We start from the raw sequence: 13,922 nt of genomic DNA, 5'->3' as shown, positions 1-13,922 counted from the left end.
CCCCTGGGATCGCGATGCCCGCTGGATTCGCCCAACCCGGTGTCCTGTTCGCCGGCAACTCCTCAGCCCCAGACCGCGCCTTCTACCGCAAGGTGTTCAACAAGCTGCCGCGCGACCAGTACACGCGGTACGTGGAGGTCGGCGTCGGCTCGTTCGCCGCGGCCCTCGTCGCCGCCAACGCCGGCATCCCCCCGTCGTCCATGGAGACCTCCGACGTCACCCTCTACACCGGCATCGTCGGCACCTGCGTCTCCGGCGGCGACCTGGAGTCGCTGGGCATGACCCTCGACGGCGAGCCGGTCGAGCTGCCCGACGGGCCGCTCGTCGACCAGGCCGCCCACCTGCTGTACGTCCACTGGCTGGCCCGCATGCAGGCCAAGCCGGAGGTCGACTACTGGACGAACCTGGTCACCGACATGATCGAGCGGGAGGACGAGCACAAGAAGCGCCTCTCCGGCTCCCTCGCTTCGATCGCCGAACGGCTCCCCGGCGTGAAGTTCGCCCCGAAGTGCATGTGGGACCACATCGCGGAGGCCGAGGACGACCCGCACGCGATCATCATCGCCGCCCCGCCGACGTACAAAGCCGGGTTCGAGAAGTTCTTCGACACCGGCGGCCGAGTCGAGTGGGCGGAGCCGCCCTACTCGGTGTTCGACCCCGAGGTCGACATGCAGCGGCTCGCCGACCACATGCGAGACAAGGCCGCGCTGCTGATGTTCCTCCAGGAGGAACGCTCCGGCGTCGCTGCACACGAGACCCCCGTGTTCGCGCACCCGCTCGGCGACGTCGCCCGCGCCTTCGTCATCAGCAACCGACCCGAGGAGATCTTCAAGCTCACGGGAGGCCCCAAGGTCGCTCTGGGCATGTCCCGGACCTACGCGCCTACCTCCCTACCGATCATCCCGCCAGACCACCAGGTGACCGACCAGTCCCGCATCGAGGTCGTCCCGGCCAAGGGCACGGAGGTCGACTACTACCGCGACCTGTGGATGCACCGTCTCGCCGCCGCCCCCGGCTCGTACAACATGCTCGTCGTCGTGGACGGCTTCGTAGCCGGCGTCATCGGCTACGGCGCCGAGACGATGACCCGCCCGTACCCCGGCGCGACGAAGTACACGACGCACCTGCTGATGCGGTTCGCGTTCGGCGCCCCCCACTACGAGCTGCGGCTGACCCGCCTCGCCACCATGCTCGCCCTGCGCCGCGACACCGCGAAGCTCGTCTTCACCGGCGCCTCGGAGATCCTGCTGGCCGCCTCGAACGGCCTCGTCACCGTCGAGTACACCCGACACCCCGAGGCGAAGGGCCTGCGCGGCCTCATGCAACTGGAGTCCCGAGCCAAGCACCCCGACGGCTACAAGCTGTCGTACCGCGCCGACTGGGTCACCGACGACATCCCCACCACCCTCAGCACGTTCCTCGCGAAGGAGAAGGCATGGCGCGCAAGCCGCAGCAAGGCGAAGAAGAAGTGACCACCCCGGCCCCCCAGGACCAGGACCCGGCGCCCGCCCCGGAGCCCAGCCCGACAGGCACGTCCTGGGACACGGCGAACCCGCCGCAGGACGTCATGCAGATCGGCGACGACCTGTACATCCGCTGGGTCGATGTCTCCTCCCTCCGCGAGCAGGACATCAACGCGCAGGTCATGCAGCCGCGGCACTTCGAGAGGCTGACCGGCAACATCCGCAAGCGCGGCATGGTCGAGTCCCTGCCCTACTGCCACCAGCCCGGCGGGGAAGGCCCGATCGAGGTCATCTCCGGACACCACCGCTCCCGCGCCGCACGCTCCGCCGGCCTCCAGCGGATCCCCGCCATCATCGACACCCGCAAGATGCGGCGCTCCGAGGTCATCGCCAAGCAGATCGCCCACAACGAGCTGCACGGGGACCCCGACAAGGACGTCCTCGCACAGCTCGTCTCGATGATCGACAACGTGGACGACCTGATCGCCACCGGCCTGGACGAGGACCAGCTCCCCACCGTCGAGCCCGACGACACCAAGCTGGCCATCCCGCACGGCGAGTTCGACTGGCGCGCCGCGACGCTGATGTTCCTCCCCCACCAGATGGAGGACTTCAAGGACGCCGTGACCGCCATCGCCAACGGAACCGACCTGGTCGGCGTCGCCCCCGCCGCCCAGTTCGAGGAGTTCGCCGCCGCGGTGTACGCCTTCGGCCGCTGCAAGGACGTACGGAACTTCACCACGATGATCGCCCTCCTCACCGACATCGCCCGCCGAGAAGTCGAGCAAGCCGCCGAGCAGGACGAGCCGGCCACCACCTGACCCCGCCCAACCACGCCCGCGAAGCACCCGCGTGCGCGCTTCGCGGGCCCCGCACCCCCCAGGGACCGTGATCAGCCATGAGCGACCGCATCACCCTTGACCCGACGCTCGACCCCTGGGAGCGCCAGCCCCGCGAGACCCCGAAACGCCACGCCCGCTTCCTCGCCTTCCGGGACCTCGGCCTCACCCGGACCCTTGCAAAAGCGGCGGACGAGCTAGCACTTTCGTACAGCCATGTACGAGCCATGGCCGCCGAGTACCGCTGGCACGACCGCGCCTCGGCCTGGGACGCGCACCAGCAGCGCCAGTACGCCGCCGAGATGGAAGAGGAGCGCCGCCGCGCCGCCCGCGAGGACGTCCGCGTGCTCCGCATCATGACCGGCATGATCGGCCAGGCCCTGCCGAACGTGCAGCAGCAGGCGGCGGACATGACGCTCGCCGAGTTCACCCGCTTCGTGGACATCACGCTGAAGTGGCGCAGGACCCTGTTCGGGGATCCGACAGAGACGATCGCGGTCACCGGCCCCGGCGGCGACCCGCTCACCGTCGCGGTGGAGGAGTACGCGGCCATGCCGCTGGAGCAGAAGCGCGTACGCCTCGCCGAGCTGGCCGCCACGGTGGCCCGCCGCGCCCGCGCCCTGGGCGACGCGGACGACGAGGACGACGGCGAAGAGACGTACGAGCCGGCCGACGAGGACGACGCCGAGGAGCACGAGCCCACCCCGGCCCTGGACGAGCACACGGAAGACGAGTGACGGCCGAGCACGACTACCGAGAGCTGGACCACCTTGACGACGTCCAGGTGTTCCGGCGGCTCCAGGCTGCCAAGCGGGCCGCCGCGCGGGACCTGCTGCGCGACCCGGCCACCCTCGCCCGCGGCCTGGACCCCGGCTACCGGATGCGCCCGCACCTGAAGATCATCAGCAACGCGCTCGTGGGCCTGGAGCGAGGCGAGTACAACCGGCTCCTCGTCGTCACGCCGGCGCAGGTCGGCAAGTCCACCACGGTCGCGGAGTGGTTCCCGTTCTGGTGGCTGTGCCTGCACGGCGAGGACCGGGTCGGCGTGACGTCGTACTCGGATGACCTGGCGCTGCGGCGCGGCAAGGCGATCCGCCGGTACGTCGCCGAGTTCGGTGGCGAGTACGACCTGGCGCTGCTGCCCGGCTCGGAGGCCGCGCAGGACTACGACACCAACAAGGGTGGCGGCGTCCGCTCCGTCAGCATCGGCGCGGGCCTGACCGGCTTCGACGTCAACCTCCTCGTCGTGGACGACCCGCACAAGGACCGTGCTGAGGCCGAGTCGAAGAAGATGCGCGAGCGCGTCCACGACTGGTGGTCGTCGGCCGCCGTGAAGCGGCTGCAACCGGACCGCCATGCCGTGGTGGCGATCCAGACCCGGTGGCACCCGGACGACTTCGCGGGCCGCCGACTGGCGGAGGACGGCCGACTCGAGGAGGGCGGGAAGTGGAAGGTGGTCCACCTCCCGGCCCTCGCCAACCCCAGCAAGTTCGGGCCCGACCCGCTAGGCCGGCGCGACGGCGACCCGCTGACGCACCCGAAGATCCCCACCCGGAACCGGCAGGCCCTGAAGGCGTGGTGGCAGGCCGACAAGGAGGGCTCCAGCGTCCGCGACTGGCACGCCCTGTCGCAGGGTGACCCGCAGCCGTCCGAAGGCGCGCTCGTCTCCCGCGACCTGCTTCGCTCCATCCGCGACGGGATCACGGTCGTGGAGCCGCAGAAGATCGCCGTGGCGATCGACCCATCCGGCGGCGGCCGGGACACTGCGGGCGTCATCGGCGGGTTCCTTGGCGCCGACAAGCGAGTGTGGATCACCCACGACAAGACGCGGTCCATGTCGTCGGCAGAGTGGTCCCGCACCGCGTGCCTGCTGGCCCACGAGACGCACGCCGGCGTGATCTACGTGGAGTGGAACTACGGCCGGGACATGTGCCTGCTGGCGCTCGACACCGCGTGGAAGGCGCTCCAGGCGGAAGGCCGGATCCCGAAGGGCACGCTGATGCCGGGCCTCCAGCCGATCAACGCCAAGCAGGGCAAGCTACTCAGGGCGGAGCCGATCGCCCAGCAGATGGTGGAAGACCGCATCCGGCTGCGTGGCACGTTCGTCGACCTGGAGAACGAGTGGGCCACGTGGATGCCGACCGACAGCGACAGCCCCGGCCGGATCGATGCCTCCTGCATCCTCGTGTACGGCTTGATCCCCGCGGTCAACCAAGGCGCGATCGTCCACGCCCCGCTACCCACTTCCCCCACGTCGGGGGGCCGGCAGGCCCCATCCGCCGCCGGACCGTACGGGAGGCGCATCGGGAAGTAGGCCGATCTGGCCAGCACCCCCGCCCGGGTTCAGGGCGCCTGCGTTAGAGAGGCGGGCCGTCGTGCCATCGGTTCCATTCAGATGGAGGCCGCAGCTTAGCGATCAAATTCGCAGACGCTCTCGTGCTCTCAAGGAGATTGGAGAGGACCAACTTGTCATGGCGGCGCCTCTCGCCCTCCAGCTGGTAGGCCACCGTCTTTTCCAGCGGTGTGCGGCTGCGCAGAGCCAGAAGCGCGGCGCGCAGCTTGTCGGCGTCCACGACGCGCTTCGGGCGGTTCACTGGTGCGTAATCCAACGCACGCGGCTCGGAATCGCCCAAGACAGCGGCGGTCCCCGACTCTGCCGAAACCAGCAGTCGCGTGTCGTAGCGCGTGCTGACCCACCCGAATTCATCGTCCTCGCCGTGCAGCACCCAGCCCCCGAGTTCCCAGGAGACCTCACAGATCGCCCACTCGTGCCCGCCGATGCGGTAGCCCCTGATGTCGTTGAGGGACAAGGGCATCGCTTCCACGCCGGCCGGGTCGAGCCAACCCGTTGCCCGTGTGTCGTAGCCGCCCTTGTCGTCGAATGCGGTCGCAGCGAAACCGAACGACAGGACGTCGTACTTCATCGCCCAGTTATCGACAGCGGTGCGGATGACGACATCGTGCACAGCCCCGAGGCTGCACGTCTCCTCGACCTTGGAGCGATCGATGTTCGTTTCCTGAGCGAACTCGGCAATGACGTCATCGAGGCTAGTCAGGTGCTTGAACCTGTCTCTGATCTTTTCGAGATCCGCGTCCATAGGCGGCCTGTAATCTGTGCCGTCGCCGAAGTCCGTGGTGTTCCCGCTGACGAAGTAGACCGTCTCATCCTTGTGGGTATTGGCGTATTCCACAGCGGTGAGCCAGATCACGGCGTCTCGACCACCGACCTTGATCGGTCGCTTCTCCGGCCCCGTCCGCTTGCACGGGGCGATAGCGTTCGCTTCCCGTGCCAGCGCCTCCTCCAGGACCTGCTGGCTGGGACGAAGCGGCTCACCGAGGTTTGCGTAGAAGTTGCGCCAGTGAGCTCTGACCCTGTCGGTCTCGTCGGCCAGGGACGCGGTGGTCTTCCATGGAGTCGCTTTCCACAGCGACTCCATGGCCTTCGTAGCCGCCGCGTAGGCGTCGGAGTAGGTCAGAGCCTGCTGAGCGGCTAGTTCCTCCACCACCATCTGTGGGATGCCTACGTCGATTCCAGAACGCCTGATCGCGCGCAGCAGGTCGAGGCCAGTTCCACGGCCGGCGCTCACGAGCGTGCTGCTGTCCAGAATGATCACGTGCACTCCGTGCGTTGGGACGGCTTCCGATCAAGAGTCCCAGATCGCCTTCGTACCCGCATTGGAGTTCACTCACTTGCGCCACACTGGGCAGGTGATGAAGCTGCCCCGCGTGAAGTGCCCCAGGTGCGGTCGCGATGTCGCCGCCGGCCCCGTCGCCGGGCGCCTCAGCAAGGGCCGCGTGTGGCGGCACGACCCACCGAACATGCGCTCCCGCTATGACGCCTTGGTCTCGTGTGACGGGTCGCTGGAGATCGTTGACCTGCCGTACGGCCAGATGGAGCTGGCGGTTGACGAACCAGCCGAGCCGGAGCCCGGCGAACAGGGCGAGCCCGTGTTGTTCTGATCAGCTCCACGACGCCTGGGAACTGGGGCCCGCTGCGGAGTAACGCCGGACCCACCCTCGCGAGATGGCCTATCATCCCCGCCCTCACTCGGCCGGATGATCAGCCTGGGGTACGGAATGATCAGTTTCGCAGAACTCGCCTTCCTGGCGCTAGCGGGGTACCGCGGCACGCAGCTCGTCGTGCACGACTCCATCCTCGACCCGGTCCGCGATCGGATCTTCGCTTGGCACGGCCGAAAGCCCGACAGCTCCGTGCGCAGCGCAGTCATCACGCTGATCTCCTGCGTCTACTGCTCCGGTTGGTGGGTCGCCGGCGCCCTCCTGCTGACTTGGCTCCTCGTCACCGGCCAGTGGCACGAAGCCCCGGTCCTGGTCCACGGCTTCGAGTGGCTGGCCGTCGCGGGCGCGGCGGTCCTCCTCAACCGGTGGGACGACTCCCGGAAGGGCAACTGACGCCATGGCCCGCGAGCTCGTCGGCGCGGCTGTCCGCTACACCCGGACCACCGCGAAGACCACCACGCAGGGAACCGGGAAGGGCCGCCAAGAGCGGGCGTGGAGCTACTACCGCACCCCGGAAGTCCGGTCCTTCGCGAACTGGATCGGGAACGCCATGTCCAAGGCCGTCCTCTTCGCCGGGCGGCGGGGCCCCGGGGACAGCATCGAGAGGGCAGCGGACGACCACCCCGCCGCGCGGATCGTCGCCGAGATAGCTGGCGGCCGCGATGGTCAGGCGCAGCTGCTCCGCGAGTACGGCCGGCACCTGGCCGTCGCCGGGGAGGCGTGGACCGTCATCCGGCCGCGTGAGGCCCGTCCCCCCGACTGGCACGTCGTTTCCGTGCTGGAGATGAGCAGCAAGGGCCGCACCCTCGAAGCCACGATCGACGGGAAGCAGGTGGCCATCCCGCCGGGAGACGACGATGGGCCCGTCTCCGACCTGGACCCGGTCGCGATCCGGGTGTGGGATCCCTCCCCGGAGAAGCACATCGAAGCGGACTCGCCCGTCCTCGCTAGCCTCGACGAGCTGGAAGAGCTGCGCATCCTCGGCGCCGCCGTCCGCGCCATCGCTCTCTCCCGCCTCACCGGCCGGGGCCTGCTCATCGTCCCCAAGGGCACGCGATTCCCGACGGGCGTCGGGCAGGACAGCGAAGACGATCTCATCGACGTATTCATCGAGACCGCCGCCACCGCCATTCAGGACCCAGACAGCGCGGCCGCGACCGTCCCGATCATCCTCGAAGTCCCCGAAGGGCTCGTGGGACAGATCCAGCGCCTGACGTTCGAGTCGAACTTCGACGAGTTGGCGATCCGGCTTCGTGAGGGGAACATCCGCCGCTTCGCGACCGCGGCCGACATCCCGGGCGAGTTCCTCCTCGGCATGGGCGGAATCAACCACTGGGGCGCCTGGGAGTTGACGAGCGAGGCGATCAGCCTGGGCATCGAGCCCCGCCTGTCGGTCGTCACACACGCCTACACCGACCACTGGCTGCGGCCCCTCCTGGAAGCGGAAGGCGTCCCGGACGCCGAGGAGTGGGGGATCTTCGGCGACACCTCACCGCTCCGCGTCCGTACGAACCGCAGCCAAACCGCGCTGGAGCTGTACGACCGGGGCGCCATCAGCGCCCGCGCCCTGCGCCGCGAGACCGGCTTCGACGAGGCCGACGCCCCCGACGCCACCGACACCCCCCAGCTGCAGACCGAGGAGGAACCAGACGTGCCCACCACCGAACCCCGCCTGCCCGTCGACGAGACCACATCGATACCGGACACCCTGCCCGCCGCGGCCCTCCCCGCCGGCGCCCTGGACGCCATCGACGGCGTGATCTGGGCCGCTCTGTACACGGCCGGAGAGAAGCTGAAGACGAAGCCGGCTTGCCCCCGCTCGGAACGCGCCCGCGCCCGCACCATCATCCCCGCCGAGCTGCACACCGCGTTCCCCGTCGAGCCGGAGCAGGTCGACCAGTGGCACCTCCTGGACGGGGCGTGGGTCCGCGTCCCCGAGATCGCCGAGCGCTTCGGCTTCGACCCCGACTGCCTCACCAACCTCCTCGACGAGTACGCCCGCGCGCTGATCGCCGCCCGCCACCCGCACACCTACGAGGAGACCGCCCGCGTCCTGCGCACCTCCTGCCTGGCGGCTGCCGTATGAACCATGACCACGACCAGCCGCCCACCATCGTCGACCTCCACATGACGACACCCCGCCTCGGCCAGTGGTGCCCCACGTGCAAGGCGGCCACCGGTTATACGGCTGACGCGATCACCCTCACCCCCAGCGGCGTGACCGTGGTCGGCCACCTCACGGGCTGTGAGGTCTGCGACGTCCCCGACACCCCGGAGACCCGCCGCGCCCAGGAGTCCCGCGATGGCTGAACTTGACGCGCTGCTGGCGGCCGCTGAAGACGAGATTGCCGCCGACGTGGCCGCTGTCCTCGACGATGTCGCCGCAGAGTTCACCCGAGCTCTCGACGACGCGACGGAGATCGTCGCCGCGCGGTTCTCCGTCTCCCGCATCGCCGGCATGTGGGCGCGCCGGGTCCCGCCCCTGGTACGGCGCCTCCTCGGCGTCGCGGAGACCGCAGCCGCCATGGCCGCCGACGACGTCGACGCCGAACTGCCCGACGGCTGGGACGACCTGCCCGGCCGGTACGAGGACGGCAACCTCCCTCCGTCCCTGGGTGACTACGTCGACGGCACCGAGCATCTGCTGCGCGTCGTTGGGGACCACCTCGCCGATGCGGCCGTCACCGCGCTCGGCGCCGGCCTCGACGCTGGCGAGGACATCGACCAGCTCCGCGCCCGCCTGCGCAATGTCTTCGCCCGCGAGGGGGTGCAGCTGGGTGAGCCACGGGAGGAGCGCATCGCCCGCACCGAGGCCACCCGTGCGTGGAACATGGCCACCCTCGCCGCGGCCCGGGACATGACCGGCCCCGGCCGGCCGCTGGTGAAGCAGTGGCAGACCCGCCGCGATATGAGGGTGCGGGACGCCCACGACAAGGTCGACGGGCAGCTGCGCCTCATCGATGAGCCGTTCAACGTCGCAGGCATCGAGATGGCTGCCCCCGGCGACCCGTCCGCCCCGGCGGCGCTCACTGTGAACTGCCGCTGCATCCTGCGCCTCCAGACCGCCGAACGCGCCGCAGCCTTCGGAACGAAGACGCCGCGGCGGGGCGGCGTCTACGAAACGAAGGACCACCCCATGCCGGTGACCGCCGCCGCGGACGGCTCCCACTACGAGGGCGCGATGATCGCACTCGTCCCCGCCGACGACGACGCCCAGCGCCTGGCCCTCGACGGTGGGGAGGAGGTGGAGCAGCTCCACCTCACCCTGTACTACCTCGGGGAGGGCGCCGACTGGTCCCCTGAGCACCGCACGGAGCTGATCCGGCTCGTCCAGGAGGCGACCGCCGACCTGCCGGGCCCGGTCCACGCCCGAGCGTTCGGCGTCAACCTGTGGAACCCCGGCAGCGACTCCTCGGCATGGGTGTACGCGGTCGGAGACGACCGCGACCGGCCCGACGACGCGCCCACCCTCGCCGACCTCCACGAGGCCGCCACCGACGCCCTGGAAGACCGGCACGGCCCCGAGATGCCCGCCCAGTACACCCCGTGGGCACCGCACGTCTGCGCCGTCTACACCACCGACACCACACCCCTGGACGCCATGGCGCAGCGCCTCGGCCCGATCCGCTTCGACCGCATCCGGCTGGCGTTCGCAGGCGAGCACACCGACATCCCCCTCGGCCCCGAACGGGAGGCCCCCATGCCCGATACCGACGTGACCGCGGACGCAGCAGCCACCCGCCCCTGGTCCACCCCCGACGACACCGCCCTGGCTTTCGAGGACGAGGAGACCGGCGACGGCAGAATCTTCGCCCCCGGAGCCCTGTACTGGGAGGGGCCCGGCCCCTGGCCGCTCCAGTACGCCGACGAGATGCTGTCCGGCCACCAGGGCGCCGAACTCGCCGGCGCGATCGAGTCCCTGGGCAGGGACGGTGGCCGCATCCCTGGCACGGGCGTCCTGTACACCACCCGCACCGCGGGAGCCGACGCCGTCGACCTCCTGGAGCAGAACGCTCCCCTCGGCGTGAGCGTGGACCTCGACGACGTCGACCTGGAGTTCATCGACCGCACCCTGGACCAGGACGACGTCGTGCTCGTCGCGTCCCTTGCTTCCGCGCGCGTCCTTCACATGGAAGACGGCGCCTACATGATCAACGGCGAGACGAGCGGCGCGTGGACCGCGTCCGGCCACGCCATGGTGCGCGCCGGGCAGCACGTCCAGCTCGTCACTGCGCCCGGCGCCCGCGTCCCGGCCGACACCGTCGGCGAGCTCACCGCCGCCGGCGTGCTGACCGCCGCGGCCGGTGACGCCGACGACCCGGACGCCGGCGTGGTCGTCCACGCCGAACGCTCCGGGGACTTCCTCATGCGCATCACCCGTGGCCGGGTGCGAGGTGCCACCCTCGTCACGATGCCCGCCTACAGCCGTGCCCGCATCGTCCTCGACCCCGTCGAAGACGACCAGCAGGAGCCGGAAGGCACCGCCGCGGCCGTCACCGCCGCCGCGCCGAGCAGCGACCACCAGCAGGTCGTCGGCTACGTCCGCTCTGCGCCCATCCCCGTCGGCGCCGCCGAGATCAGCAAGGCCCTGGGGATACCCACCGAGTCCGTGCGAGGGCACCTCCACCGGGCGGCGCAGGCCGGTCGGATCGTCCGTCTCGCCCCGGGCCTGTACGTCGGGGCCTCCACCCTCCCCGAAGGCCCGGAAGTGACCGCGGCCGCCGACGGCGACGACCCGGCCCTGCGCGAGCTGGTCGCCTCCGCGTGGACGGCGATGCAGGACCTGCCGCCCATGCCCGCCGCCTGGTTCAAGGAGCCCACCGCCGAGGAGCTGCCGCCCGGATCCGGCGGCGTCCACTACCAGAGCGGCCGCGTCTACGGCTGGGTGGCGCAGCGTGGCGAGCCCCACGCCGGTTACACCACCCAGCGCCTGACGATCGAATCGCTCGGCGACATCGACCTGAGCCACTTCCTGCGGGCGCGGTTCCACCTCGACGACGGCACGACGATCCGGGCCGGCGCCATGACGATGAACGTCGGCCACCACCGCGACGGCGCAGAATGCGAGACCCCCAGCTGTCAGTTCGACGACACCCGCACGGTCGGGGCGATCGTCACCGTCGGCATGAACGACCGTGGGCTGTGGTTCTCGGGCGCCGCCGCGCCGTGGCTCAGTGAGTGGGACCGCCGGGTGTTCGCTGGGTGCCAGCCGAGCTACCACATGAAGCAGGGCCCCGGCGGGCGATGGCAGCTGCGCGCGGTGCTCACCGTTCCGGTGCCGGGGCACTCCTCACCGCTCCTCGCCTCCGTCGCGGAACGGTCGAACCTGGCGCTCGCCGCGTCCGCCGCCATCGCGGACACCCACCCGGACGGCCGTCCGGACGGGGCGGGCCCCGACGCACCGGCCCCGCTCGTCACCCCGCCCGGCCAGCCCGGACCGCGTCCGGACACCGCATCCGGACACCCCACCAGCCCCGCGCCCGCCGCCCCCGAAACGGTCGCCTCCCTCACCACCAACCCGGAACTCCTCGACGGCCTGCTGGACGCCATGGAACGCCGCCGAGAGCAGCGCGCCGCCGCTATGCGCGCCGAGGTCGAGCAGCTCACGCAGCAGCTCGCCAACGTCCGTGACGAGATCGCCGCCAGCGCGGCCCCCAAGGAAGGAAACTGACCATGCCGTGCGCCTGCCAGAAGAACCGCGAGCAGTACGAAGTGGTCCTCGACAGCGGCAACGGCCGCGTCGTGTACGCCTCCACCTCGAAGATGACCGCTGACTCGGTCGCCGCCCGCTACCCGGGCAGCATCGTCCGCACCAAGAGCAAGTAGACCCCGCACGGGGGCGGCCGAGCACACCTCGGTGACGGCCGCCCCCTCGGGCTAAGATTCGTTTCGTACGTCGATCGCTGGTTTAGGGCCGGGTCTCCCTGATCATCAGGAGATCGCGTCATGGCCGAGCCGTTCGAGCTGCCTGCCGACATCACCATCCTCAGCGACGACGAGCTGGCCGACGCCCTCGGTGGCGCCGTCGCCGCATTCGACGCCAAGTCGAAGAGCTCCGTCGTCACCCCGACCGATCTGGAGCAGCTGCGCTCCCTCGCCACGGCCGTCAACAGCATCCGCGCCGAGCAGGCCGCCCGCGAGGAAGCCGCCCAGCAGGCGGCCGCCGAGATCGACGCCCTCGCCGCGCAGATCCGCGGCAACGACCCGGACACCGACGCCGGCGACGGGACGAGCCCGGACGCCGGTGACGAGCCGGAGCCCGAGCCGACCCCGGAGCCGGAGCCGGAGGCCAGGACCGCCGCGGCGGTCATCGCCCGGCCGGCCCTCGACCTCTCCCGCGTCCGCCAGCGCGCGCCCCGCGTGCTCCCCGAGCCGCCGGCGCCGGGCACCGTCATCACCGCGGCGGTCGACGTTCCCGGCTACACCCCCGGCGCCGCGCTCAACTTCGACGACGTCGTCCGCGGTATCAACTCCCGCGCCACCGCGCTCAAAACGGCAGGCGGTGGTGTCGGGCAGGTGATCAGCTACCGGCACCCCTACCCGCAGGAGACCATCGTCACGGACTCCTCGTCCGCGCCGGAGGGGACCACGGTGGCGATGACCGCCTCCAACCAGCGGCGCCTGCCCCAGGGTGACCTGGTCGCGTCGGGCGGCTGGTGCGCCCCGTCGGAGACGCTGTACGAGCTGACCGACACCTCCTGCCCGGACATGCTGTGGGACGCCCCGGAGATCCAGCTCTCTCGCGGCGGCCTGCGCTACTACCGGCCCCTGTCGCTCGACGTGTCGTCGATGACGTGGGTCCACACCGAGGCCGACGACATCGCCGGGAACACCAAGCCCTGCTTCAAGATCCCGTGCCCCACCCCCACCGAAGTCCGCAGCGCGGCTGTCGGGGTGTGCCTGGAGGCCGGCATCCTGACCCAGAGGCACTTCCCGGAGCTGATCAGCTGGTACCTGCGCAACGCCATGACGGCACACGAGATCCGCATCAGGCAGGTTCTTTTCGCTCAGGCCCTCGCGGCCGCCACCCCGGTCGTCTTCCCGACCACGATGGGCGCCCTGTCCGCTGTGTACTCGGCCGTCGCCCTCCAGGCCGCGGACATGATCGAGCGACACAGCCTGTGCGAGTCCACCGCCCTGGAAGTCACCTTCCCCTGGTGGAGCCGGAACCTGTTCCTCGCGGATCTCGCGCGCCGCAACGGCGTCAGCGTCGACGAGGTCACCACCGCGCAGGTGCAGGAGCTGTTCACCCCGCTCGGCGTCCGCATCCAGTGGGCGCGCGGCCTCTCCCCGGCCGTCCCCACCGACATCGGCGGCACGACCCCGGCCACGGCCTGGCCGGACGCAGTCAACTTCCTGATCTACCCAGCGGGCGCGTTGGTCATCGGGCGTGGCGAGGAGGTCAATCTCGGTGTCATCCACGACAGCACGAAGTTCAGCACGAACGATTACACGGCCCTTTTCGCGGAGGAGGCCGTCGCCCTCGTCGACCGCTCCGTGGACACCCGCCGCGTGACCGTCCCGGTCTGCCCGAGCGGCGAGACCGGCGCCCAGACGCTCATCTCCTGCGCCCCCGAGCCCGCCACCCCCTGATCCACCT

At 70.5% G+C, this 13,922-nt stretch carries 12 protein-coding genes; 11 read left to right on the top strand and 1 reads right to left on the bottom strand.

Features of this window, described 5'->3' with window-relative positions; translation table 11 throughout:
* Positions 1-14 precede the first annotated feature (14 nt).
* The 4 genes from LPA54_RS21190 (at position 15) to LPA54_RS21175 (ending at position 4,616) form a co-directional block, all read left to right on the top strand.
* Positions 15-1,472, top strand: a complete 1,458-nt coding sequence (locus LPA54_RS21190) for a hypothetical protein (protein WP_228980156.1) — start codon at positions 15-17, stop codon at positions 1,470-1,472.
* Positions 1,436-2,284, top strand: coding sequence for a ParB N-terminal domain-containing protein (locus LPA54_RS21185; RefSeq protein WP_228980154.1), 849 nt, complete (start codon positions 1,436-1,438; stop codon positions 2,282-2,284). Before LPA54_RS21190 ends, LPA54_RS21185 begins: the two co-directional genes overlap by 37 nt.
* Positions 2,285-2,361: 77 nt before the next feature.
* The gene (locus tag LPA54_RS21180; RefSeq protein ID WP_228980152.1) at positions 2,362-3,039 is read left to right on the top strand and encodes a hypothetical protein; all 678 of its coding nucleotides are present in this window, start codon (positions 2,362-2,364) and stop codon (positions 3,037-3,039) included.
* Positions 3,036-4,616, top strand: coding sequence for a terminase family protein (locus tag LPA54_RS21175; protein WP_228980150.1), 1,581 nt, complete (start codon positions 3,036-3,038; stop codon positions 4,614-4,616). Before LPA54_RS21180 ends, LPA54_RS21175 begins: the two co-directional genes overlap by 4 nt.
* Before the next feature lie 43 nt (positions 4,617-4,659).
* Here the strand turns inward: LPA54_RS21175 and LPA54_RS21170 are convergent, their stop codons facing one another.
* Positions 4,660-5,916: a PIN domain-containing protein gene (locus tag LPA54_RS21170; RefSeq protein WP_228980148.1), complete on the bottom strand. Its 1,257-nt coding sequence runs from the start codon at positions 5,914-5,916 to the stop codon at positions 4,660-4,662.
* 112 nt (positions 5,917-6,028) lie between these two features.
* On the opposite strand from LPA54_RS21170, the gene LPA54_RS21165 reads away from it, so the two are divergent.
* From LPA54_RS21165 to LPA54_RS21135, 7 genes are all read left to right on the top strand, one after another.
* Positions 6,029-6,262 carry a DUF2800 domain-containing protein gene (locus LPA54_RS21165; RefSeq protein WP_228980146.1) on the top strand — a complete coding sequence of 78 codons (234 nt, stop codon included), beginning with the start codon at positions 6,029-6,031 and terminating at the stop codon, positions 6,260-6,262.
* A gap of 117 nt (positions 6,263-6,379) precedes the next feature.
* Positions 6,380-6,715 (top strand): DUF1360 domain-containing protein, encoded by a 336-nt coding sequence (locus LPA54_RS21160; protein ID WP_228980144.1) that lies wholly within the window; start codon positions 6,380-6,382, stop codon positions 6,713-6,715.
* 4 nt (positions 6,716-6,719) lie between these two features.
* Positions 6,720-8,408 (top strand): hypothetical protein, encoded by a 1,689-nt coding sequence (locus tag LPA54_RS21155; RefSeq protein WP_228980143.1) that lies wholly within the window; start codon positions 6,720-6,722, stop codon positions 8,406-8,408.
* Entirely contained in the window at positions 8,405-8,632 is a 228-nt protein-coding gene (locus tag LPA54_RS21150) for a hypothetical protein (RefSeq protein ID WP_228980142.1), read from the top strand. Before LPA54_RS21155 ends, LPA54_RS21150 begins: the two co-directional genes overlap by 4 nt.
* Positions 8,625-11,993 (top strand): phage minor head protein, encoded by a 3,369-nt coding sequence (locus LPA54_RS21145; RefSeq protein WP_228980141.1) that lies wholly within the window; start codon positions 8,625-8,627, stop codon positions 11,991-11,993. The genes LPA54_RS21150 and LPA54_RS21145 overlap by 8 nt, the downstream gene beginning before the upstream one ends.
* Positions 11,994-11,995: 2 nt before the next feature.
* Entirely contained in the window at positions 11,996-12,148 is a 153-nt protein-coding gene (locus LPA54_RS21140) for a hypothetical protein (protein WP_228980139.1), read from the top strand.
* 120 nt (positions 12,149-12,268) lie between these two features.
* Positions 12,269-13,915, top strand: a complete 1,647-nt coding sequence (locus LPA54_RS21135) for a major capsid protein (protein WP_228980137.1) — start codon at positions 12,269-12,271, stop codon at positions 13,913-13,915.
* Positions 13,916-13,922 lie beyond the last annotated feature (7 nt).

The organism is Streptomyces sp. DH12, from assembly GCF_020873895.1.
Classification (GTDB): domain Bacteria; phylum Actinomycetota; class Actinomycetes; order Streptomycetales; family Streptomycetaceae; genus Streptomyces.
Note: the sequence above shows the minus strand (reverse complement) of the source record. Positions and strands in the feature narration are given on the sequence as shown.